Raw genomic sequence first — 22,924 nt, forward strand, 5'->3', positions numbered from 1 at the left:
CCTGGACAGCAACGAAACGGCCCCCGCACCAGGAGTGCGGGGGCCGTGCCGTGGGAACAGAGGTCACTCGCGCGGATCGTTGGCGATGTTGTCGCGGCGGGCGCCGGTCTCGCCGTGGGTCACACCGCTGGCGGCCGGGATGACGTCGGCGGCGGCCGGGTCGACCGACTGAGCCGAATCGGGCTCCACAGCGGCGGCGCGGGCCTGCAGCGTCTGGAAGTTGTCCATGACCTGCCTGCGGCCGAGCGGGTACCAGAAGAGCATGATGGCGGAGGTGATCAGGTACAGGATGCCCGGCACCAGCAGGAACAGCAGGTAGATGCCGTTCTTGGTCTCCAACGACTGCTGGACCCCTGCCTGCGCGGCCTCTGAGCTGTAGCCGATGGAGCCCACCGCCCAGCCGACGACGTAGCCGGCGGCGGCCTGGCCGAGCTTGCGGCTCCAGCTGTAGATGGCGTACACGGTGCCGTCGTCGCGTTCGCCGGTCTTGATCTCCTGGTAGTCGAGGACGTCGGTGATGACCGCCCAGACGAGGGTGTTGTACATCGCCACGCCGATGGACAGGACGAAGAACAGCGCGATGAACAGCCAAGGGTTCGAGATCTTCATGATCCACATGACGATCGAGAGCAGCCCGGAGACGGCGAGCATGGTGCCGATCATCTCCTTCTTGCCGAATTTCATGGCCAGGCGGGTGGCGACCAGCGCGATGATGAAGACAGGGGCGATGGCGACGATCTGCGCGGTCGACATCATGCCGCCGTTGTTGAAGTAGTCCTTCCACAGGTACGCGGTGGTGGTGGAGGCGATCTGGTTGCCGATGAGGAAGACGATGGCGCCGACGACCAGGGCGATCAGGGGGCGGTTCTTCGTCAGGGTGCCGAGCATCTGACCGAACGAGGCCTGCTGGTCCTTGGGCTTGAGGATGGACTGGACGCGCTCCTCGACGTTGAAGTAGCACAGCGCGTAGCAGGCGACTGCGGCGATGGCACAGGCGACGGCGGCCAGCGCCATCCGGGTGGGGTCGAGCTGGTCGACGCCGTTGGCGTTCTGCACGAACACAACCTGGGGCAGCACGGCCGAGATCAGCAGGAAGGCGAGTTGGGCGCCCACGGAGCGGAACACCGACAGCGACGCGCGGTGCTCGGGATTGTTGGAGATGACCGCAGCCATGGAGCCGTAGGGGATGTTGATCATCGTGTAGAAGACCGAACCCCACACGATGTAGGTGACGCACATGTAGATCACGCGCACCGCGTAGCTCGCATCGACGGCGAACGGCATGAACATCATCGCGCCGGCCAGGGCGACAGGGATGGCGATGCGGAGGATCCACGGCTTGAAGCGGCCGCTCGACGAGGGCTTGAGCACGTCGACGAGGCGCCCCATGCCCACATCGGTGAAGGCGTCGAGGAGGCGGGCCAGCAGGAACAGCAGACCAACATGGGCCGGGTTGATGCCCATCACGTCGGTGTAGAACACCATGAAGAACATCATTTGGAGCATGAAGGTGAAGTCGTTGCCGAAGTCACCGAAGAGGTAGCCGATCTTGTCGCGCCACCCGAAGGGGCGAACCGTCCGGTTCTGAGTGCTGATGGACATTTGTTTCCGTCTCCTTCGACGAGGCAGCACCCGTGCTGCCGAGGCCAGTGCAGTTCGGTACCGCACCGATCTGCTCCCATAGGTTGTTGAAGTAAATGTCTCATCGGAGTCGTCGACCCCCGCAAAGTTGCCGCCTGTTGCACTCCTGTTAGCTTGACAGTTCAACCACCACTGAGGGCGTCGAGCCATTCCCGCGCACTGCAACTTATGGCAATCTGGGGGAAGGCAAAGTTGCCGCGGGTTGAATTGAGGCACTGACCCGGACCCTCAAGCAAAGGAGCTCACATGTTGGGCGCCCGTACCTCCCTTTCCCGCACCATCACGTCGCTCGACGGTGTGTGGGACTTCTCGGTCGACACGCAGAACAGCGGCATCGAGCAGCGCTGGTTCGCCGGGCCCCTGGAGCAGCCGCGCCCCATGCCGGTGCCGGCGTCGTACAACGACATCACCACCGAATCCGCGGTCCGCGACCACGTCGGCTGGGTCTGGTACCAGCGCACCGTCACGGTGCCCCGCCTCGCGGACGGCGAGCGGTTGTTCCTCCGCTTCGGCTCGGCCTCGCACGAGGCCCGCGTCTGGGTCAACGATGACGAGGTGGCCTCCCACGTGGGCGGCTACCTGCCGTTCGAGGCCGACGTCACGGATCTCGCCGGGCGACAGTTCCGGCTCACCGTCGCCGTCGACAACCGCCTCAGCTGGCAGAGCATCCCGCCGGGCTTCGTGTCCGTGGACGAGCTGGGCAACGCCACCCAGTACTACTTCCACGACTTCTACAACTACGCCGGCCTGCACCGCAGCGTGTTGCTCTACACGCGCCCCCAACCGGCGGTGACCGACGTGACCATCACCACGGGGATCGACGGCAGGGCCGGCGTCGTGGACTACGCCGTCGAGGTCGCGGATGCAACTCAGGGACCGGCGGAAGCGGCGGCCACCCAGGTGTCGGTGCGCGTCCTGGACGCCGCTGGCGTGGAGGTCGGCAGCGCAGCGGGGGCCGCCGGCCGGGTCCGCGTCGAGGACGCCGAGCTCTGGGAACCCGGCCGCGGCTACCTCTACACGCTGGAGGTCACCGCCGGCGAGGACGTCTACCCCCAGCCGTTCGGCATCCGCACCGTCGAGGTGAAGGACTCGCAGTTCCTCATCAACGGCCGGCCCTTCTACTTCCGCGGCTACGGCCGGCACGAGGACAACCTGGTGCGCGGCAAGGGCCACGACGACGCGCTCATGGTGCACGACTTCGAACTCATGGCCTGGCAGGGCGCCAACTCCTTCCGCACCTCGCACTACCCGTACGCCGAGGAGGTCATGGACCACGCCGACCGGATGGGCTTCGTCGTCATCGACGAGACCGCCGCCGTCGGCATGAACCAGGGCCTCTCGGGCGGCATCTTCGGCGACGGCAAGCCACGCTCCACGTTCTCCCCCGAGACCATCAACGACGAGACCCGGCGCGTCCACGAGGCGCACATCCGCGAGCTCATCGCGCGCGACAAGAACCACCCCAGCGTCGTGCTGTGGTCGATCGCCAACGAGCCCGAAACCTGGTCGGACGCGAGCCGCGCCTACTTCGAGCCGCTCGTAGCCGCCACGCGCGACGCGGACCCCAGCCGCCCCGTCGGCTACGTCAACGTGCAGCTGTCCACGCCGGACAAGGAGAAGGTGGCAGACCTCTACGACGTCGTCATGCTCAACCGGTACTACGGCTGGTACTGGGACAACGGCAACCTCGAACTCGCGGAGAAGCACCTCCGTGAAGAACTCGACGGGTGGCTCACCCTCGCCCCCGGCAAGCCCATCCTGTTCACCGAATACGGCCCGGACACCCTCAACGGGTTGCGCGACTTCCACCGCCGCCCCTGGTCCGAGGAGTACCAGGTGGACATGCTCGCCATGTTCCACCGGGTGTTCGACGACTACCCCGAGGTGGTCGGCGAGCAGATGTGGAACTTCGCCGACTTCCAGACCACCCCCGGCATCATGCGCGTGGGTGGCAACAAGAAGGGCATGTTCACCCGCGACCGGCTGCCCAAGTCGGCCGCCTACGACGTGCGCAAGCGCTGGCACCAGCTGCGCTCCGAGCAGGGCAACTGAGCGCCGCCATGCAGCCCATCGACCTCCACGCGCCGTTGCCGCGCAGTCTCCAACGGGTCGCCGACGGTGTGGCCGCCTCGCTGGCCGAGCCCGGCGCGAACCGCATTCGCGTCGGCGTCGCCTACTCGGGAGGAGTCGACTCCACCGTGCTGGCGGCCCTCACCGCCCGCGCCGTCGGCGAGGCGAACACGGTGCTGCTGCTGGGCGTGTCGCCGTCGTTGGCCAAGCGGGAGCGACGGCTCGCCCACCGCCAGGCGGAGCAGCTCGGGCTGCCCCTGGTGGAGGTCGCCACCAACGAGCTCGCCAACGCCGACTACGCAGCCAACCCGGTGGACCGCTGCTACCACTGCAAGGACGAGTTGTTCACGGTGCTCGACACCCGCGTGGCCGCCGAACTGCAGCTGACGGCCATCGCCTACGGCGAGAACGCCGACGACGCCTCCAGGCCGGACCGTCCCGGCAGCCGGGCTGCCGCCGAGCACCGCGTCCTCCATCCCCTCGCCGACGCCGGCGCCAGCAAGGCCGACGTCCGCGCGGTCGCCGTCGAACTCGGTCTGGCCAGCGCCCTGAAACCCGCGGCGCCCTGCCTCGCCAGCCGGATCCCGCACGGGGAACCGGTCAGCGCCGAGAAGCTGACGGCCATCGACCTGGCGGAGGACGCCGTGCTCGCCGCCGGATTCTCCGACTGCCGGGTGCGTCACCACGGCAGCATCGCCCGCATCGAGGTGCCCGCGGACGAGTTCCACCTCATCGCCGACACCGCCGTGCGCCAGGAACTCCTGAGCCGCGTCAAGGCGGCGGGTTTCCAGCACGCCACGCTCGACCTGGGCGGCATCCAGTCCGGGAACTTCACCCTCACCCTGCTCAACCGCCGCCCGGAGGCCCTGTGATGGACATCGCCACCCTCGACTTCGACCGCTACCGCCGCCGCGGCTACCCGGAGGCCGTGTTCTGCATGGGCAAGACACTGGCCCAGGTGCACGCCATCGCCCGCGCGTGGCGGCAGAAGTCGGAGCAGACCGACCAGGAACTGGGCACCGTCCTGTTCACCCGCGCCACACCTGAGCAGCTCACCGCCATCCGCGACGAACTGCCCGGCGTCTTCATCGACGACACCGCCTCCCTCGCCGCCTGGCCGGGCGAACCCCCGGCGCCCAGCGGCGGCCGCGTCGTCGTCGTCTGCGCCGGCACCTCGGACCTGCCCGTCGCCCGTGAGGCGGCGCTGACCGCCCGCTACCTCGGGCGCGAGGTCACCGAAGTGGTCGACGTCGGCGTGGCGGGCCTGACCAGAGTCATCGCCCGTCTCGACGAACTGCGCGAGGCCGACGTCATCGTGCTCGCCGCGGGGATGGACGCCGCCCTGGTGCCCGTCGTGGCCGGTCTGGTGGCCTGCCCCGTCGTCGCGGTGCCGACCTCGGTGGGCTACGGGGCCGCGTTCGAGGGGGTCGCGGCGCTGTTGAGCATGTTGAACTCCTGCGCCCCCGGCGTGGGCGTCGTCAACATCGACAACGGCTACGGGGCGGGCCACTTGGCTGCCCAGATCGCGGCGCCCGGGAGGCATCATGCATGACATCCCCACTGGTGGGAGCCACTCCCACCACCATCACCATCCCCACGTGACCACCGCAGACGGCGACTCCGTCCCCTCCGGCACGAGGGTGCGGCCGACGCAGGTGGCCCCGTCACCGGAGCGCACCCGTCGCCTGTGGATCGACGCGTCCCAGGGCGCTGCCGGCGACATGTTGCTCGCCGCCCTCATCGACGCCGGGGCCGACGCCGGCTCGGTCGCCGCGGTCCTCGATCTCGTCGCCCCAGGGAAGCTGCACCTGCAGACCCGACGGGTGCGCCGCGGCCCGTTCGACGCGTTGAAGGTCGACGTCATCGCCGACGAGCCCGACCCGCCGGCCCGCCACCTGAGCGACATCGAGCGCCTGCTCTCCGCCGACGGCATCCCGGCCGTCACCCGCAGCCTCGCCCTCGCCGCGTTCCGCCCCCTGGCCGAGGCCGAGGCCGCCGTGCACGGCACCACCGTCGAGGAGGTCCACTTCCACGAGGTGGGCGCGCTCGACTCCATCGGCGACATCGTGGGCGTCGCCGAGGCCGTCCGCACCCTCGGCGTGAAGGACGCCTCCAGCTCCGTCGTCGCGGTGGGCACCGGCACGGTCCGCACGCAGCACGGGCTGCTCACCGTGCCGCCGCCGGCCGTCGTGGCACTCGCCCGGGGCTGGCAGGTCGAGGCCGGCGGCCCGCCAGAGGCCGGCGAACTGACCACCCCCACCGGTATGGCGCTGATCCGCGCCCTCTGCAGCCAGGTGGAGGCCCTGCCCACCATGACCCTCGACGGCGTGGGCACCGGCGCCGGCACCCGCGTCCGCAAGGACCGCCCCGGTGTGGTGCGCGTGCTGCTCGGCACCGCCCCACGCACCGCGCCACGGGACGAGACCCCGTTCGAGGTGCAGGAGATCGCCGCCAACGTCGACGACCTGGACCCGCGGCTCTGGCCCGCGGTCCTCGACCGCGTGCTCGACGCCGGCGCCGTCGACGCCTGGCTCACTCCCATCATCATGAAGAAGGGCCGCCCGGCCCACACCGTGACCGCGTTGGCGTCGAAGGCCGACACCGGCGCCGTCGTCGAGGCCCTTGTCACGCACACGTCGACCATCGGGGTGCGCATCGCCCACCCGTCGCACCGCCGGGTGCTGCAGCGGACGTGGCGACCGGTCGACATCGACGGCCACCAGGTGCGGATCAAGCTCTCCGGCGACGGGGAGGGCAGCCCCATCCAGCAGGCCACCGCCGAGTTCGTCGACGTGCAGGCGCTGGCTGAGGCCCTCGGGGTCGCCGAGCGGGTGGCGCTCGGGCGGGCCCACGCAGTCGCCTGGGCGCAGGGTCTGCACCCCGGAGCCCCCTGGCCGGAGGACGACCATGAGTGAGCCGAAGAAGCGCCGCAAGCAGGTCACGATCTACGACGTGGCGCTGGAGGCCGGGGTGTCGCCGTCGACGGTGTCGCGAGCGTTCTCCAGGCCCGGCCGCGTCAACGCCGAGACCAGCGAACAGATCCACGCCGCAGCCACGAAGCTGGGCTACCGCACCAAACCGGTGCAGCACCCGGAGCAGGGCGTCGCTAAGAAGGCCCTCGGCCTGGTGGTGGCGGACGTCACCAACCCCGTCTACGCCCACATCATGCGCGGCTTCCAGCAGGAGGCGGCGCAGGCCGGCTACACGGTGCTGCTGATGGACTCCCAGGAGGACGGGCACACCGAATACCAGGCCATCCAGGCGGTGCTGCCGCTGCTCGACGGCCTGGTGTTGTCGGCCTCCCGCCTCACGGATTCGGCGATCACCCAGATCGTGAAGCGGATCCCGGTGGTGGCCACCAACCGGATCATCGCCGGCCTGCCGTCGGTGGTACCGGATTCCGGCCGCGGGATCCGGCGCGCGGTGGAGCACCTGGCCGGGCTGGGGCACACCCGCATCACGTACCTGGCGGGCCCTGAGGCATCGTGGGCCAACGGCGTGCGCTGGCGCGCAGCGACGGAGGCCTGCCACGAACTCAGCCTCCAGTTGCGCCGCGTGGGCCCGTGCACGCCGTCGATCCAGGGCGGCGTGGACGCGGCCAAGGTGTGGCGCGAGCACCCCACCACCGCCGTCATCGCCTTCAACGACATCATGGCCATCGGCTTCATGAAGGCCGCACAGAGCTACGGGCTGAGCCTGCCGCAAGACGTCTCGGTGGTCGGCATCGACAACTCCATCTCCTCGGTGCTCACCACCCCCACCCTGACGACGGTGTCGCCGCAGCCCAGCCTGATCGGCGCCCGCGCCGCCCGCGCGCTGCTCAGCCAACTCAAGCACCGCAACGCGCCCACCATCGACACCATCGTGGTGCCGATGGATCTCATCGCGCGCGACTCCACCGGCATCGCGCCGCCCCATCCCCCTGTATTCACCGCCGAAAGGTAAGTAGAACCCATGTCCCCCACCCCCCTCGCCCCGCACGCCGACCGGCTCCTCCCGGCGGACCCGGGCACCCGCGACATCGCGCGCGAGTTGTACCGCAGCGTCGCCGATGCCCCGATCGTCTCCCCCCACGGGCACGTGCCCGCCGAATGGCTGGCCGACGACGAGCCGTTCTCGGATCCCACGTCGCTGCTGCTGACGCCAGACCACTACACCAACCGGATGCTGCATGCCGCCGGCGGCGTGGACCTCGCGGACCTGGGCGTCCCCGTCGGCACCGGGCTGAGCGAGGAGCAGTCGCGTGGCGCTTTCCGGAAGCTGTGCGAGAACTGGAAGGTGCTGCGCGGCACCCCGGTGCAGTTCTGGTTCGAGTCCGAGTTCCACGACGTGTTCGACGTCAAGGTGCGGCCCTCCGCAGAGACCGCGGATCAGATCTACGACCAGATCGCCGGCTGCCTCACGCGCGACGAGTACCGTCCGCGCGCGCTGTACAAGCGGTTCAACATCGAGGCCATGGCCACCACCGACGACCCCTGCAGCCCGCTCGACGCGCACCAGCGCCTGGCGGCTGACCCCACGTGGGACGGCCGCGTCGTGCCGACCTTCCGGCCGGACCAGTACCTCGAGCCGGCCCGCCCCACCTGGCGCACGCTGACGCAGAACCTGGCGGCCGTGACCGACGTGGAGATCGACGGGTACGCCGCCCACGTCGAGGCCATGCGGGTGCGCCGCCAGTTCTTCAAGGACAACGGAGCGGTCTCCACCGACCACTCGCACGCCGACGCCGGCACCCAGCGCCTCTCTGACGCCGAGGCCGAGCGGCTTTTCCGCGAGGCGCTGGCCGGGACGATCACCCCGCCCGATGGTGACGCCCTGCGGCGCCACATGATCAACGACCAGGCCAGGCTCGCCGTCGACGACGGGCTCGTCATGACGCTGCACCCGGCCGTCCACCGCAACCACGACTCGGCGACCTTCGAGCGCTTCGGAGCCGACGTCGGCGGGGATGTCCCGCACGCCGTCGAATTCACCCGTGCGCTGCAGCCCATGCTCGATGCCTACGGCAATGCCGAGGGCTTCCATCTGGTGGTCTTCACCATGGACGAGACCGCGTTCTCGCGCGAACTCGCGCCGCTGGCCGGCTGGTACCGCGGCCTGTTCGTCGGCGCCCCCTGGTGGTTCATCGACGAGGCCGACGCCATCATGCGGTTCCGCCGCTCCGTCACCGGCTACGCCGGCTTCGCCAAGACCTCCGGCTTCATCGACGACACCCGCGCGTTCTGCTCCATCCCCGCCCGGCACGACGTCTCGCGCCGCGTCGACTCCGCCTTCCTCGCCAGCCTCGTCGCCGAACACCGGCTGGCGATGGACGAGGCCCTCGAAACCATCGTCGACCTCACCTCGACCCAGCCCAAGAAGGTGTTCAAGCTGTGACCACGCTCACCCGCGCCGATTTCGGCCGCCCCGCCGCCCCCGTCCGCATGGTCCACCTCGGCCTCGGCAACTTCACCCGCGCCCACCAGGCCTGGTACACCGAACACGCCTCGGACGCGGCCGAATGGGGGATCGCGGCCTTCACCGGGCGTCGGCCCACGATGTCGGACCTGCTCACCCCGCAGGACGGGCTCTACACGCTCATCACCCAGGGCGCAGACGGCGACCACTTCGAGGTCATCTCGTCGGTCGTGGCCGTGCACCCGGCGTCGGAGTTCCGGGCGCTGATGGACTACTTCGCCTCCCCCGCACTCGCCGTCGTGACCTCGACGGTGACCGAGGCCGGCTACTACCGGCTCCCGTCCGGGGCCCTCGATGTCGCCGATGAGGCGGTGGCCTCCGACCTCGCAGCGCTGAAGACGCTGGTGGAGGAGAGCCGGGTGACCGTCGACTCCATCGCGGATCTGGCCATCTCCACTCCCCCGGCGCGCATCCTGGCCGGTCTGCTGGGCCGCCGCGCCGCCGGCTCGGGCGCGCTCACCGTGCTGCCGTGCGACAACATCCCGGACAACGGCACCGCCTTCGGGCAGGTCGTGCGGGACGCCGCCCAGCAGGTGGACCCCACCCTCGTGGGGTGGATGGACGAGAACGTGGCATGGGCCACCTGCATGGTGGACCGCATCACGCCGGCTACCACGGAGGCCGAGGTGCGGCTCGTGGCGGAGACGCAGGGCTACTCCGACGCCTCCCCCGTGCCCACCGAGCCGTTCTCCGAATGGGTCATCTCGGGCGAGTTCCCCGCGGGCCGCCCCGACTGGGAGTCGGCCGGCGCGCAGCTCGTGACCGACGTGGAACCCTACGAGCAGCGCAAGCTGTGGATGCTGAACGGTTCGCACTCGCTGCTGGCGTACGCGGGCCCCATCCTGGGCGTCGAGACCGTCGCCGAGGGCATCGCACACCCCGTCCTGCGCGAATGGGTGCTGACGTGGTGGAACGAAGCCGGCCCCGGCCTCCAGGTGCCGTGGGAGGACTACGCCCGGGCCCTCGTCGAGCGCTACCAGAACCCCAACATCCGGCATCTGCTGGCGCAGATCGCCTCCGACGGTTCGCTGAAGCTGCCGGTGCGGATCGCCCCGACGCTGCGCGCCTGGCGCGGCCGCGGTGAGATGCCGGTGGCCGCGGTGAAGGCCGTCGCCGCGTGGCTGCTGCACCTGCGTGGCCTGGGCGCCCCGGTGAAGGACGCCCAGGCGGACGTGGTGCTCTCCCTGGCCGCCGGTGAGCTCCCCGAGGCCGCATCCCGCGTCGTCGGCTTCGTGGCGCCGGATCTGGCCCAGGACCGCGCGCTCATCGACGCGGTGGTCGCCGCTGCGGAGGACCTGGGGGCGCGCCGGCAGTAGGCTCGCTCCATGCGGGTCGCCTTCATCTCCATGCACACCTCACCGGCCGAGCGGGCGGGCACCGCGGACGCCGGGGGGATGAACGTGCTCATCCGCGCCCTCGCCACCGCCCTGCAGAAGACGGCGGGCGTCGACGTCGAGTTCTTCACCCGCCGCTCGTCGGCGGAGCAGCCCGACGTCGACACGCTGGACGACGGCATCATCCTGCACCACGTGACGGCGGGCCCGGCGCGGCCGCTGCCGAAGAGCGAGATCGACCAGTACATCGACTCATTCCGCAGCAACCTGGAACCCCTCCTGGCCGCAGGACGCTTCGACCTGGTCCACTCACACCACTGGATGTCCGGCGTCGCGGCCATCCCTCTGGCCCGGGCGGCCGGCATCCCCCACGTGATGACCTACCACTCCGTCGCCGCGCACCCGAACTCCCCGCTGCGCGACGGCGAGCCGCCGGAGTCGCCGGCGCGGCTCGACGGCGAGGTCCAGTGCGCGCGGGAATCCGACCTGATCCTGGCCGTCTCACACCACGAGGCCGCCGTCGTGATCGGGCGTTGCCAGGCTGACCCGGAGCGCGTCGCGATCGTGCAGCCCGGCGTCGACATCAGCCTCTTCCACCCCGCCACCCCCGGCGACACCTGGACGCCCGCCCCTGGCGTGGATCCCGGTTACCTCCTCTTCGCCGCCCGGCTTCAGCCCCTCAAGGCGCCGGACATCGCCATCCGCACGCTGGCGCTCCTGCCGGCCGACGAGCGGCCCAGCCTGGTCGTCGTGGGCCAGGTGTCGGCTGATTTCGCCGTCTACGAGGCCGAACTCCACTCACTGGTGTCGGAACTCGGGCTGGAGGGCAGGGTCACCTTCCTGCCCGGCCAGGACCGCGAGTCCTTCGCGCAGATCATGCGCCACGCCTCCGTGCTGCTCGTCCCGTCGCACTCCGAGACGTTCGGCCTGGTCGCGCTGGAGGCGTCGGCCTCCGGCATCCCTGTCCTCGCCGCGGCTGCGGGCGGCCTGACCGAGGCCATTTGCAACACCCACACCGGCCTGCTGCTGCCCACCCACAATCCGCACGACTGGGCCGCGGCCCTCCGCCCGCTGCTGCGTGACGCGGCCGGGCGCGACAAGCTCGGCCGCACCGGCCGCGAACGCGCGGAGACGATGACGTGGGCGCACACGGCCCAGCACACCGTCGACAACTACCGCCGGGTGCTGGCGGAACGGTGCGTCAAGCGGGTCACCTTCGTGCACGCGCATCCCGACGACGAGACGCTGGCCTCCGGTGCCCTCATCGCCCACCTGGCCGACGAAGGGGTGAAGGTCTCCCTGCTCACCGCCACGCGCGGCGAGATGGGCGGCGTGGTGCCCGGCCCCCTGTCCGTCCTGGCCGGCACGCCGGAACTCGAACGGCGCCGTGAGGCGGAGCTCGCTGGCGCGATCGACGAGCTCGGTGTGGCGGCGCACGCGTATCTCGGGATGCCCCCGGCCCGCGCGGCGGGGGAAGAGCCGCGCCGCTACCTCGATTCGGGGATGCAGTGGATCAACGACACGGTGGCGGGCCCGGGCGACACCGCGGACGCTCGCTCACTCTTCGCCGCGGACGAGGCCGAGGCGGTGGCCGACATCGCCGCGTTCCTGCGCCGCTCCAACGCCGACCTTGCCGTCAGCTACGACGCCGACGGCGGCTACGGCCACCCGGACCACGTCCGCCTGCACCACCTGACCAGGGCGGCGGCCGACGAGCTCGGGATCCCCTACGCCTCCCTGACGGCCGACCGTTCGAAGGCCGACGTCTGGGTGGAACTCGAGCGCTACCGCCCCCGCGTCGCCACGGCCCTGCGGCACCACCGCACGCAACTGACGGTGCACGACGAGCACAACATCACCCACAGCGGCGGCCAGGCCGACACCATCGTGACCTCCACCGGTCTTCGGGGCGACGTCCCCCGGTTGCCCTGACCCCTCCGCAATTTCAGGGTCGCTGCCCGGCTGGCTAGGCTTCGGCTCATGCGCCTGATCCTGATTCGTCACGGGGAGACCGATTCCAACGTCAACCGTCAGCTCGACACCGCCCACCCCGGCGCCCCGCTCAACGAGACCGGTCTGGCGCAGGCTGAGGCCCTCGTCGAGGCGATTGCGGACGAGAAGATCGACGTGCTGTACGCCTCCACGCTGATCCGCGCGCAGCAGACCGCCGCACCCTTGGCGGAGGCCAGGGGCCTGGAGCCCATCATCGTCGACGGCATCCACGAGATTGCGGCCGGCGTCGAGGAGATGAACACCGACTGGACCGCGTACGTGGGGATCCTCAACACGTGGCACCCGGAGAACATGGACATCGGCCTGGAGGGTGGCGAGACCGCCCGCGAGTTCATGACCCGCTTCAGCAACGCCGTCGCGGCGATGGAGCAGGCGGGCGATGACCACGTCGCGCTCGTCAGCCACGGTGCCGCCCTGCGCGTGTGGGCGATCTGGCAGGACCCGGAGTTCGGCTTCGACAACGCACCGCCGCTGAAGAACACCCAATGGATCGTGCTGAACGGTTCGACGGCGGACGGCTGGCGGATCGAACGCTGGGGCGACTTCACCGTGGCTGCCACCAACTGACAATGACGCCCCTGAGCGGTGGACGCAGCCGCGTGGACGCTCATGTCACCGGACAAAGATCAGCACATATCCGCGTCTTAATACGTCGCTGCATCTAGACTGTCATCAACCAGCCCAACGGCGGGCTGCCCCAGGGGAATCACGGGAAGCAGGGTCGGACGCACCATGCCGAGCACCAAACCATACGTAGTGGACATCACGATCGACCGCGACAGCACGGTCCCACTGCACGCGCAGATCGCCGAACCCCTCGCCAGCCTCATCGAGACGGGCGAGATCGCGCCGGGCACCCGCCTGGAGGACGAGGTCTCCATGGCCGCACGCCTCCGCGTCTCGCGGCCCACCGCCCGGCGCGCGATGGAGACCCTCACCAACCGGGGTCTCATCGTGCGTCGACGGGGCGCCGGCACCCAGGTCACCCCCATGCGCGTGCACCGCCCCATGTCGCTGACCTCCCTCAACGACGACCTCGAGAAGTCCGGCGTGGACCCCAGCACCACCGTGCTGTCGTGGCTGCAGGAATCGTCGACGCCCGGGGTCGCGGCCGCGCTCAACCTCGATCCCGGCACGGAGGTGGTCTACTTCAAGCGCCTGCGCATGCTCCGCGACGAGCCGCTCGCCGTGATGCAGAACTGGTTGCCCGCCACCATCGCCCCCAACCGCGAGGAACTCGAGGAGAAGGGCTTCTACGCCTGCCTGAGGGAGCGCGACATCAAGGTGACCGTCGGCTACCAGCAGATCGGCGCCAGGCTGGCCACCGCGGAGGAGGGCCGGCTGTTGAACGAACCTGCGGGCAGCGCGCTCCTGACGATGCAGCGCACGGCCTACGACGAGCAGCACCGCGCCGTCGAATTCGGCATGCACGTGTACCGGGCGTCGATGTACTCCTACGACCAGACGGTGCTGGCCTAGACCTTCGGCTCGCCCTCCTTCTCGGGCGAACCCCTGGACCAGCCCAGCGGCAATGCCAACCACACCACCGAGAAGAAGAGGACGGCGACCCCGCCGCTGACGGCCGCGGCCACCCAGCCCGCCACCACACTGAACACCAGCACCGACACCAGGGTCAGCGACAGCGCGAGCAGCGCCAGGCCCAGCTTGGTGACGGTGGCGGAGACCCGGATGAGGTTCTGCCGGAGCCGACGGCGGAACAGCGCCCGGTGGAAGGCCACCGGCGCGATCAGCAGCGCAGCGCTCAGCGTGGCGAACGACACGGCCCCGAGGTAGACCCAGCGTTGCGCCTGGTCGACGGCCTCGAACCGGGCCTGGAACGGCAGCGTGTAGAGCAGGCCGGCGAGAATCTGCACGCCCCCCTGCGTGACCCGCAACTCCTGGAGAAGCTCGTTCCAGTGCCGGTCCAGCCGCTTGTGGGGCGGTTCCTGGTCGCGCCCGATGTCGTCGGGCCTGGGCTGCTCGTTCGCCATCCGAGAAGCGTACTTCGCGCTGGGTCGATGAGGGCCGAGCGCGCGTCCACAAGATCCGGAACCGGCAGTTGGGGCGCCACCGTAAAATGTCCGGCATGAGCAAAATCCGCCTCATCGTGACCACGGCCTCCGGCGTCATCGCCGCGACAGCCACGCTGCTGTCCGCGCTGCGCGACAACCCCCAGATCTCCGAGAGCATCGACGGTGCCGTGGCCAAGCTGAAGGAGGCCACGAACTCGGAGAACCCGAAGCTCCGCTTCGAGGCCAAGCTCAACGCGATCGAGGTGGCCGCCGAGGCCGTCTCCGAGACCTTCCCCCAAGCTGTGGAGCCCACCGGTTGGCGACGACAGGCCCAGGCGCTGCGGATGCGCGGTGAACTGGCGTGGCACGCCAACAGCGGCGCCACCCGCCGCAAGGCGATGAAGTCGCTGAACGCGGAGACCGCCGAGGTGCTGGCCCAGGTCAACGAACGCCTGACGCAGTTGCAGACCTCCCCCACCGAGGTGACGGACGGCCTCTGAGCCGGCCGCCTCCAGAGAAACCGAAGACTTCGCCCGACGCGAAGCTCAGAGCCGCGACTCCGCCGAGACGAGCGTGAGCGCCCCGCCCACTGCGGCGATCCCGGTGCCCACCAGCAACATCAGCGGCACCCCGCTCGCATCCAGCAGCAGGCCGCCCAGCAGCGAGCCCACCACCGAGCCAGCGGTCGCCGTCATGGTCATGTAGGCCTGGCCCTTGATCCGGTCGCGCGCCGGCAGCATCCGCTCCACGTAGTACACCGAGGCCATCACCATCGCCGCGAAGGCGCCGATCTGAAGCGTCTGTGCCCCGTAGATGCCCAGCACGCTGGGCGCGAGCCAGGTCAGCGCCGTCTTCACCACGAAGAAGACGCCGGACAACTGCAGGAGGCGTCCCGGCGACCAGCGGCCCATCACCCTGCCCCAGAGCACCATCACGGGCAGTTCCATCAGCGCCGCGATCATCACGGCGGTGCCCATCTCGCCGGTGTCACCGCCGTGGTGGCGCATGACCTGCAGCATGTAGTTGTTGATCATCGCGTGGGAGGTCATGAGCACCGTGATGCCCGCCAGCAGGACGAAGAAGCGCTGCCACCGGGCGCGCGTCATCGGCTGGGTGGGCGCCGCCACCGGTGCGTCGGGGGCTCCCGACACGACGGCGATCCCGCCCCGGTGCACGAAGGTCACCGTCGCCACGAGGAAGGCGATCTGGAACGCGATGATCAGGAGCGGCACCATCACGCTTCCGGCCACGGCCACGACCCAGCCGGCCCCCACCGACACGAGCGCGAAGACGCCGGAGCCCGCCGCCCGCGCCACCCCGAAGTTCAGCCTCACGCCGCGCGCCATCGCCGCGATCCCCAGGGCGTTGACCAGGGGCTGCAACAGCTGCACGGTGAGCACCAACAGGCCGAAGAACACGGCGGTGAGCAACCAGTGCAGCCCGGGGATGAGGAGGATCGCCCCCACGGCCACCAGCAACGCCGAGAGGGCAGCGGCCCACATGCGGAGCGGCACGCGTCGCGACCTGTCCGCAGCCCCGGCCACGACGGGCTGCAGCACCGCTGACAGCGCGCCTCCGGCGGCGATCACCAAGCCGATCTGGGAGTTGGTCAGCCCCGCGTCGAGGAGGTAGGCGCTGGCGAAGAGCAGCACCATGCAGAAGCCGCTCCAGTAGGCGGCCTGGATCACGCCGTAGCGGGTGGTGGGGGCGTGCATCACCCTCGCATCCTACGGCCGCCGCTCGCCTGAGCTCGCCGTCGCTGCCTGGGACCGGGGTTCGGCGCCCGTTCCATGAGCAATTGGATGGGGTCAGGGTGAGCGATAATCGACGCATGCGACGCGTCCTCGGCATCCTCCTCACGGCGACTCTTGCGTTCAGCGCCTGTTCGCCTGCCTCCGAAGCGCCCTCTGACACCACACCGTCGACGACGACCTCGGTGGCTCCGGCGCCCGCCACGCCCCACGTCGGGGTGCAGCTGTTCCAGTGGAACTGGAAGTCGGTCGCCCGCGAGTGCACCGACGTGCTGGGGCCCGGCAAGTTCAGCTTCGTGCTCCTCTCCCCCGCCCAGGAACACATCGAGGGTGAGCAGTGGTGGACCTCCTACCAGCCGGTGAGCTACCGGATCGAGTCCAAGCTGGGCACCCGCACCGAGTTCCACCAGATGGTGAAGGACTGCCACGAAGTCGGGGTCAAGGTGATCGCCGATGCCGTCATCAACCACATGGCCGGCATCGACGGCGGCACCGGCGTCGCCGGCAGCGCGTTCACCCACTACGACTACCCCGGCCTCTACACCGAGGCGGACTTCCACCAGTGCGCCACGCCCTCGGGCGACATCGAGAACTACCTCGACCAGCAGGAGATCCAGGAGTGCGAACTCAGTAACCTCGCGGACCTCCGGACGGGAGAGCCCGCGGTCCAGCAGAGGATCTCGGCCTACCTCGACGACCTCCTGAGCCTCGACGTCGACGGCTTCCGCATCGACGCCGCCAAGCACCTTCCCGCCCGCGACGTACAGGGCATCGTCGATTCCCTCGACGGCGACCCCCTCATCATCTCGGAGGTCATCCGCGGCTCCGGCGAGCCCATCCAACCGGAGGACTACCTCGACGCCGGCTCGGTGTTCGCGTTCCAGTTCGCCAAGGACATCGCCGGCATCGTCCCCGGCGGCGCCGTCCACCGGGCCCTCGAGATCCGCGACGGCGAGGTGCCGTCCGAGCAGGCGTACACGTTCGTCACCAACCACGACACCGAACGCAACCGCCAGACGCTGTCGTACAAGGACCCGGAGCAGTACCACCTGGCCAACATCCTGCTGCTGGCGGTGCCGTACGGCACCCCGGTCCTCTACAGCGGGTACGCCTTCACCGACCGCGACGCCGGCGCGCCCCAGTCCGACGGCGTGGTCACCGACACCGAGTGCGCCCAGCCGACGCCCACGGACAAGCCCGAACCGGGCACCTGGCTCTGCCTCCACCGCAGCTACGCGGGGCTGGTGGAGTGGGCCGCCATCGTGGGCGATGCCGAGCCGGAGAACCTGTGGCAGGAGGGCTACGCCGTCGCCTTCGACCGCGGTGACCTCGGCCTGATCGCGATCAACGGGAACTCCACCAAGGCCATCGAGCCGGAGCTGACCACCAACCTCCCTGACGGCACGTACTGCGACGCCCTGGTTCCCGAGGACTGCACCTTCGAGGTGAAGGGCGGGAAGGTGAAGGTCACCGTGGAACCCATGACCGCCGTCGCGCTGCACGCCTAGACTCGGCGCCATGTTCTCCTCGCCTGCGCCCCTCGTCCTCGGAGGCCGGCGCTTCGATGCGTCCCGCCCAGCCGTCATGGGCATCATCAACCGCAACAGCGACTCCTTCTACACCGCAGCCCGCTACGCCGACACCACCGCAGCCGTCGAACGCGCCAAGCAGATGATCGACGAGGGCGTGGACATCATCGACATCGGCGGCGTCCGCGCGGGTCAGGAAGGCGAGTGGGTCAGCGGCACCGAGGAGATCCAGCGCGTGCTGCCGGTGCTAGAGGCCCTGCGTGAACTGCCGGTGCTCACCTCCGTCGACACCTGGCGCACCGAGGTCGCCCAGGCGTGCGCCGGCCTGGTGGACCTCATCAACGACACCTGGGCGGGGGCCGACGCCGACCTCGTCCACGTCGCCGCCGAGACCGGCGCCGGTTACGTCATCTCCCATACGGGCGGGCTCCCGCCGCGCACAGATCCCACCAGCATCGACTACGGCCCGGGCGACGCCGTCGTCGAGCACGTGTTGGACGGGCTGCAGGAGGGCGCCCGCCGCGCCGAGGAAGCGGGGCTCCCCCGGGAGCGCATCCTCATCGACCCCACCCTCGACTTCGGCAAGACCACGCTGAACTCGCTGGCGCTGGTGGCCAACACCCACCGCATCGTCGCCCTGGGCTACCCCGTCCTCCAAGCGATCTCCCGGAAGGACTTCGTGGGCGAGACCCTCGACCTGCCCACCGACGAACGCCTGGAAGGCACGCTGGCGGCCACCGCGATCTCAGCCTGGCAAGGGGCGACGGTGTTCCGCGCGCACGACGTTCGGGCCACCCGGCGGGTGCTGGACATGGTGGCCTCCATCCGCGGGGACCGCGCGCCGGTCCGCGCCGACCGGGGACGCTGAGCCCTGGCGCCACATCCGGAGGGAGAATTCTGCCGCATCCCTCCGCAGCTGCGCCGATCCGGCAGAAAAGTCCCTGCAATTTTAGCCGCACCGATTTTCGTTCAATCTCTGGCCTCGGGTTATGAGCGAAAAGCGCTGGTCTAGGGTTGAAACGTGGGTTTCACCCCCTAGAAAGACGGAGAGCTATGAGCGATCAAGCCACCAGTGCGGCCGATCTCAGCCTGGCCGCGGACTTCGATACTCCTTCCCAGGCGGACTGGGAGAAGGAGGTCCTGAAGGTCCTCAACCGCAGGCGCCCCGAAGGGACGGAGCTGAACATTGAACAGGCGTACAAGCGTCTGACCAGCACCACCGTCGACGGCCTGACCATCAAGCCGCTGTACGTGAAGAGCGACGGCACGGACGACCTGGGCTTCCCCGGCGTCGCCCCGTTCGTGCGCGGCACGACCGTGCGCGACGGAAGCATGGATGCCTGGCACGTCGCCCAGCTCCACGAGGACCCTGACGCGACGGAGACCCGCCGCTTCATCCTGCAGGACCTGGAGCGCGGTGGCACCGCCGTCTACCTCCGCGTCGACCCCGACGCCATCCAGGCCGAAGACCTCCCCACCGTGCTCGCCGACGTCCTCCTGGACCTCGCGCCGGTCTACCTCACCTCGAAGACCCGGCAGCTGGAGGCGGCCAAGGCGCTGGCCGCCGTGTTCGAGGCGTCGGACAAGGACAACTCCTCCTTCACCGGCAACTTCGGCATCGATCCCATCGGCGCGGCCGCCCTGGCCGGCACCGAGCCCGACCTCAGCGTCCTCAAGGATGCCGTCGAGCTGGCCAAGCCGTTCCCGGGCGTGCGCCCGGTGGTCGTGGACGCCACCATCTACCACAACGCCGGCGCCGGCGACGTGCACGAGCTGGCCTACGCCGCCGCGGTGGGCGTCGAGTACGTCCGCGCGCTGACCGACGCCGGGCTCAGCGTCGACGATGCCTTCGACGCCATCCTCTTCCGCGTCTCCGCCACCACGGACCAGTTCGCGACCATCTCGCGGCTGCGTGCCCTCCGCGGGGTGTGGAACCGCGTCGGCGAGGTGCTCGGCGTGACCGACACCAAGCGCGGCGCCGTCCAGCACGCCGTCACGTCGGAGCGTCAACTCTCCCGCGACGACGCCTACGTCAACCTGCTGCGCGGCACCATGTCGTCGTTCGCGGCGGCTGTCGGTGGCGCCGAGGTGCAGACGGTCCAGCCCTTCGACACCGCATGGGGTCTCCCGTCGGAGTTCTCCCGCCGGACCGCCCGCAACACGCAGATCCTCCTCGCCGAGGAATCCAACGTGGGCCGCGTCAACGACCCGGCCGGCGGCGCCTGGTTCGTCGAGTCGATGACCCGCCAGATGAGCGAGAAGGCGTGGGCCGTCTTCCAGACGCTCGAGGCCGACGGCTTCTCCAAGGCCCTGGCCGACGGCACGGTGGCGGCGCGGCTCGATGAGCTCAACGCGTCCCGCAAGAAGCTGCTCGCCACCCGCAAGCTGCCGCTGACCGGTGTGTCGATGTTCCCCAACCACACGGAGAAGCCGGTCGAGGCCAAGCCCCGCCCTGCCGCCCCCGAGTTGGGCGGCCTGAAGCTGGTGCGCGACTCGCAGGACTTCGAGAACCTCCGCGACCGCGCCAACAAGGCCCGCGCAGCGGGCAACGCCCCGAAGGTCCTGCTGGCCTGCCTGGGCCAGCGTCGCGACTTCGGGGCCCGCGAGGGCTTCACCGGCAACCTGTTCCACGTCGGCGGCATCGACACGCCGCTGGCCGAGGGCACCTCGCCGGAGGACTTCGCACGTCAGTTGAAGGAGCAGGGCACCACCGTTGCGGTGCTGTGTTCCTCCGGCAAGGTCTACGCCGATCAGGGTGTCGCCGTCGCTGAGGCCCTCCGGGCCGCCGGCGCGCAGACGGTGCTCGTCGCAGGACAGATCAAGGAGCTGGGCGAGGGCGGGGAGACCGCCGTCGACGGCAACGTGTTCGACGGCATGAACGTGGTCGAGCTGCTCACCACCACCCTCGACCAGTTGGGAGCTGAGAAGTGACTATCCCCCGCTTTACCGATATCGACTTCGCGTCGGCCGTACCGGCCAACGCGGAGGAGACCTTTGACGCGATCAACCACGAGGTCGGCCACTCCGCCGGATGGCAGACGCCGGAGCACATCCTGGTGCCGCCGCTGTTCCGCGGTGCAGACCTGGACAAGCTCGACTTCCTCGAGACCGCGCCGGGCATCCCACCGTTCCTGCGCGGCCCGTACGCCACGATGTACGTCAACCAGCCCTGGACCGTGCGCCAGTACGCGGGCTTCTCCACCGCTGAGGAGTCGAACGCCTTCTACCGCCGCAACCTCGCGGCCGGCCAGAAGGGCCTGTCCATCGCGTTCGACCTCGCCACGCACCGTGGCTACGACTCCGACCACCCGCGCGTGGCCGGCGACGTGGGCATGGCTGGTGTCGCCGTCGACTCGATCCTCGACATGCGGCAGCTGTTCGACGGCATCCCGCTGGACCAGATGTCTGTGTCGATGACGATGAACGGTGCGGTGCTTCCGGTGCTGGCCCTGTACGTCGTCGCCGCCGAGGAGCAGGGCGTCAAACCCGAGCAGTTGGCCGGAACCATTCAGAACGACATTCTGAAGGAGTTCATGGTCCGCAACACCTACATCTACCCGCCGTCGCCGTCGATGCAGATCATCGCCGACATTTTCGCCTACACCTCCAACAACATGCCGCGGTTCAACTCGATCTCCATTTCGGGTTACCACATGCAGGAGGCCGGCGCGACGGCCGACATCGAGATGGCCTACACCCTGGCCGACGGCGTGGAGTACATCCGCGCCGGCGAATCGGTGGGCCTCAACGTGGACCAGTTCGCACCCCGTCTGTCCTTCTTCTGGGCGGTGGGCATGAACTTCTTCATGGAGGTCGCCAAGATGCGCGCCGCCCGCATGCTGTGGGCGCGTCTGGTGCGCGATTTCGGCCCGAAGAACCCGAAGTCGATGTCGCTGCGGACGCACTCGCAGACCTCCGGCTGGTCGCTGACCGCGCAGGACGTGTACAACAACGTGGGCCGCACCTGTATCGAGGCGATGGCCGCGACGCAGGGCCACACCCAGTCGCTGCACACCAACGCGCTCGACGAGGCCATCGCGTTGCCGACGGACTTCTCCGCCCGCATCGCCCGCAACACCCAGCTGTTCATCCAGCAGGAATCCAAGACCACCCAGACGGTCGACCCGTGGGCCGGCTCCGCCTACGTCGAGAAGCTCACCGAGCAGCTCGCGCGTCGCGCCTGGGAGCGGATCCAGGAGGTGGAGCAGGCCGGCGGTATGGCCAAGGCCATCGAGCAGGGCATCCCGAAGATGCGCATCGAGGAGGCGGCTGCCCGCACCCAGGCGCGCATCGACTCCGGCCGCCAGCCGGTCATCGGCGTCAACAAGTACAACCTCGACAGCGAGGACGCGCTCGACGTGCTGAAGGTCGACAACCGCGCGGTGCGTGGGGCGCAGATCGCCAAGCTCGAACAGCTACGCGCCGAGCGCGACGAGACTGTCACGCAGGAGATGCTGGAGCGCCTCACCTGGGTCGCAGCCAACCCGGATTCGACGGACCCTGATCGCAACCTGCTGAAGGTGGCGATCGACGCGGCCCGCGCCAAGGCGTCGCTGGGCGAGATCTCCGACGCGTTGGAAAAGGTCTACGGGCGCTACACCGCGCAGATCCGTACGATCTCTGGTGTGTACAGCAAGGAGACCGGCAACAACGAGGCCGTGGACAAGGCACGCGCCCTGGTCGAGGAGTTCGAGACCAAGGAAGGCCGACGCCCGCGCATCCTCATCGCGAAGATGGGTCAGGACGGGCACGACCGTGGCCAGAAGGTCATCGCCACCGCCTACGCCGACCTCGGCATGGACGTCGACGTAGGCCCGCTGTTCCAGACCCCCGAGGAGACCGCACGTCAGGCCGTCGAATCCGACGTCCACGTCGTGGGCGCCTCCTCGCTGGCAGCCGGCCACCTCACCCTGGTGCCTGAGCTGCGCAAGGAGCTGGACAAGCTCGGCCGCAGCGACATCATGGTGGTCGTCGGTGGCGTGATCCCCGCGCAGGACTTCGACGAGCTCCGCGAAAGCGGCGCCGACGCGATCTACCCGCCCGGCACGATCATTCCCGAGGCCGCGATCGACCTGCTGACGAAGCTGAACGAGCGCCTCGCCGACTGACGGTTCCTG

General features: G+C 69.6%; 18 protein-coding genes. 15 read left to right on the top strand and 3 right to left on the bottom strand.

The features are described 5' to 3' along the window. Nucleotides 1–63 precede the first annotated feature (63 nt). The gene (locus ACZK4S_RS03430; protein WP_463643359.1) at nt 64–1,602 is read right to left on the bottom strand and encodes an MFS transporter; all 1,539 of its coding nucleotides are present in this window, start codon (nt 1,600–1,602) and stop codon (nt 64–66) included. A 285-nt stretch (nt 1,603–1,887) separates the two neighbouring features. Here ACZK4S_RS03430 and uidA point away from each other — a divergent pair, with 285 nt between their 5' ends. The 10 genes from uidA to ACZK4S_RS03480 all read left to right on the top strand — a co-directional run bounded on the left by uidA (nt 1,888) and on the right by ACZK4S_RS03480 (nt 13,994). After that, nucleotides 1,888–3,693 carry a beta-glucuronidase gene (uidA, locus tag ACZK4S_RS03435; RefSeq protein WP_076061234.1) on the top strand — a complete coding sequence of 602 codons (1,806 nt, stop codon included), beginning with the start codon at nt 1,888–1,890 and terminating at the stop codon, nt 3,691–3,693. Between the two features lie 8 nt (nt 3,694–3,701). After that, the gene (gene larE, locus ACZK4S_RS03440) at nt 3,702–4,583 is read left to right on the top strand and encodes an ATP-dependent sacrificial sulfur transferase LarE (RefSeq protein WP_076061236.1); all 882 of its coding nucleotides are present in this window, start codon (nt 3,702–3,704) and stop codon (nt 4,581–4,583) included. After that, nucleotides 4,583–5,263, top strand: a complete 681-nt coding sequence (gene larB, locus ACZK4S_RS03445) for a nickel pincer cofactor biosynthesis protein LarB (RefSeq protein ID WP_076061238.1) — start codon at nt 4,583–4,585, stop codon at nt 5,261–5,263. Before larE ends, larB begins: the two co-directional genes overlap by 1 nt. A 46-nt stretch (nt 5,264–5,309) precedes the next feature. Beyond that, on the top strand, nt 5,310–6,626 hold the full coding sequence (gene larC / locus ACZK4S_RS03450) for a nickel pincer cofactor biosynthesis protein LarC (protein WP_463643360.1): 1,317 nt from the start codon (nt 5,310–5,312) through the stop codon (nt 6,624–6,626). Continuing rightward, complete coding sequence (locus ACZK4S_RS03455; protein ID WP_076061240.1) at nt 6,619–7,656, top strand: LacI family DNA-binding transcriptional regulator; 1,038 nt, start codon at nt 6,619–6,621, stop codon at nt 7,654–7,656. The genes larC and ACZK4S_RS03455 overlap by 8 nt, the downstream gene beginning before the upstream one ends. Before the next feature lie 9 nt (nt 7,657–7,665). Beyond that, the gene (uxaC, locus tag ACZK4S_RS03460; RefSeq protein WP_463643361.1) at nt 7,666–9,087 is read left to right on the top strand and encodes a glucuronate isomerase; all 1,422 of its coding nucleotides are present in this window, start codon (nt 7,666–7,668) and stop codon (nt 9,085–9,087) included. Next, complete coding sequence (locus ACZK4S_RS03465) at nt 9,084–10,484, top strand: mannitol dehydrogenase family protein (RefSeq protein ID WP_076061244.1); 1,401 nt, start codon at nt 9,084–9,086, stop codon at nt 10,482–10,484. The genes uxaC and ACZK4S_RS03465 overlap by 4 nt, the downstream gene beginning before the upstream one ends. A gap of 9 nt (nt 10,485–10,493) precedes the next feature. Further along, a complete protein-coding gene (locus ACZK4S_RS03470; protein WP_463643362.1) occupies nt 10,494–12,434 on the top strand; it encodes a glycosyltransferase in 1,941 nt (646 codons plus the stop codon). Between the two features lie 48 nt (nt 12,435–12,482). After that, on the top strand, nt 12,483–13,082 hold the full coding sequence (locus tag ACZK4S_RS03475) for a histidine phosphatase family protein (protein ID WP_083665481.1): 600 nt from the start codon (nt 12,483–12,485) through the stop codon (nt 13,080–13,082). A 165-nt stretch (nt 13,083–13,247) separates the two neighbouring features. Then, nucleotides 13,248–13,994 carry a GntR family transcriptional regulator gene (locus tag ACZK4S_RS03480; protein WP_076061250.1) on the top strand — a complete coding sequence of 249 codons (747 nt, stop codon included), beginning with the start codon at nt 13,248–13,250 and terminating at the stop codon, nt 13,992–13,994. Here ACZK4S_RS03480 and ACZK4S_RS03485 read toward each other — a convergent pair. Continuing rightward, nucleotides 13,991–14,506, bottom strand: coding sequence for a DUF6328 family protein (locus ACZK4S_RS03485; RefSeq protein ID WP_076061252.1), 516 nt, complete (start codon nt 14,504–14,506; stop codon nt 13,991–13,993). The two genes, ACZK4S_RS03480 and ACZK4S_RS03485, sit on opposite strands and share 4 nt — an antisense overlap. A 95-nt stretch (nt 14,507–14,601) precedes the next feature. Here ACZK4S_RS03485 and ACZK4S_RS03490 point away from each other — a divergent pair, with 95 nt between their 5' ends. Beyond that, nucleotides 14,602–15,027 carry a hypothetical protein gene (locus ACZK4S_RS03490; protein ID WP_143570939.1) on the top strand — a complete coding sequence of 142 codons (426 nt, stop codon included), beginning with the start codon at nt 14,602–14,604 and terminating at the stop codon, nt 15,025–15,027. 45 nt (nt 15,028–15,072) lie between these two features. On the opposite strand, the gene ACZK4S_RS03495 is transcribed toward ACZK4S_RS03490, so the two are convergent. Beyond that, the gene (locus tag ACZK4S_RS03495) at nt 15,073–16,242 is read right to left on the bottom strand and encodes an MFS transporter (protein ID WP_233120760.1); all 1,170 of its coding nucleotides are present in this window, start codon (nt 16,240–16,242) and stop codon (nt 15,073–15,075) included. Nucleotides 16,243–16,358: 116 nt separating this feature from the next. Between ACZK4S_RS03495 and ACZK4S_RS03500 the strand changes: the two genes are divergently transcribed. The 4 genes from ACZK4S_RS03500 (at nt 16,359) to scpA (ending at nt 22,915) form a co-directional block, all read left to right on the top strand. Beyond that, complete coding sequence (locus ACZK4S_RS03500; RefSeq protein WP_463643363.1) at nt 16,359–17,786, top strand: alpha-amylase family glycosyl hydrolase; 1,428 nt, start codon at nt 16,359–16,361, stop codon at nt 17,784–17,786. A gap of 10 nt (nt 17,787–17,796) precedes the next feature. After that, entirely contained in the window at nt 17,797–18,675 is an 879-nt protein-coding gene (gene folP / locus ACZK4S_RS03505) for a dihydropteroate synthase (RefSeq protein ID WP_076061260.1), read from the top strand. Between the two features lie 185 nt (nt 18,676–18,860). Continuing rightward, complete coding sequence (gene mutA, locus ACZK4S_RS03510) at nt 18,861–20,738, top strand: methylmalonyl-CoA mutase small subunit (RefSeq protein WP_463643364.1); 1,878 nt, start codon at nt 18,861–18,863, stop codon at nt 20,736–20,738. Further along, complete coding sequence (gene scpA, locus ACZK4S_RS03515) at nt 20,735–22,915, top strand: methylmalonyl-CoA mutase (RefSeq protein WP_463643365.1); 2,181 nt, start codon at nt 20,735–20,737, stop codon at nt 22,913–22,915. Before mutA ends, scpA begins: the two co-directional genes overlap by 4 nt. Nucleotides 22,916–22,924: the final 9 nt, after the last annotated feature.

The sequence above is a fragment of the Tessaracoccus zhenghani genome (genome assembly GCF_055326325.1).

Coding starts and splice junctions, on each gene's coding strand:
- ACZK4S_RS03430 (WP_463643359.1), bottom strand. CDS start 1,602: ATGTCCATCAGCACTCAGAACCGGACGGTTCGCCCCTTCGGGTGGCGC.
- uidA (WP_076061234.1), top strand. CDS start 1,888: ATGTTGGGCGCCCGTACCTCCCTTTCCCGCACCATCACGTCGCTCGAC.
- larE (WP_076061236.1), top strand. CDS start 3,702: ATGCAGCCCATCGACCTCCACGCGCCGTTGCCGCGCAGTCTCCAACGG.
- larB (WP_076061238.1), top strand. CDS start 4,583: ATGGACATCGCCACCCTCGACTTCGACCGCTACCGCCGCCGCGGCTAC.
- ACZK4S_RS03455 (WP_076061240.1), top strand. CDS start 6,619: ATGAGTGAGCCGAAGAAGCGCCGCAAGCAGGTCACGATCTACGACGTG.
- uxaC (WP_463643361.1), top strand. CDS start 7,666: ATGTCCCCCACCCCCCTCGCCCCGCACGCCGACCGGCTCCTCCCGGCG.
- ACZK4S_RS03470 (WP_463643362.1), top strand. CDS start 10,494: ATGCGGGTCGCCTTCATCTCCATGCACACCTCACCGGCCGAGCGGGCG.
- ACZK4S_RS03475 (WP_083665481.1), top strand. CDS start 12,483: ATGCGCCTGATCCTGATTCGTCACGGGGAGACCGATTCCAACGTCAAC.
- ACZK4S_RS03480 (WP_076061250.1), top strand. CDS start 13,248: ATGCCGAGCACCAAACCATACGTAGTGGACATCACGATCGACCGCGAC.
- ACZK4S_RS03485 (WP_076061252.1), bottom strand. CDS start 14,506: ATGGCGAACGAGCAGCCCAGGCCCGACGACATCGGGCGCGACCAGGAA.
- ACZK4S_RS03490 (WP_143570939.1), top strand. CDS start 14,602: ATGAGCAAAATCCGCCTCATCGTGACCACGGCCTCCGGCGTCATCGCC.
- ACZK4S_RS03495 (WP_233120760.1), bottom strand. CDS start 16,242: ATGCACGCCCCCACCACCCGCTACGGCGTGATCCAGGCCGCCTACTGG.
- ACZK4S_RS03500 (WP_463643363.1), top strand. CDS start 16,359: ATGCGACGCGTCCTCGGCATCCTCCTCACGGCGACTCTTGCGTTCAGC.
- folP (WP_076061260.1), top strand. CDS start 17,797: ATGTTCTCCTCGCCTGCGCCCCTCGTCCTCGGAGGCCGGCGCTTCGAT.
- mutA (WP_463643364.1), top strand. CDS start 18,861: ATGAGCGATCAAGCCACCAGTGCGGCCGATCTCAGCCTGGCCGCGGAC.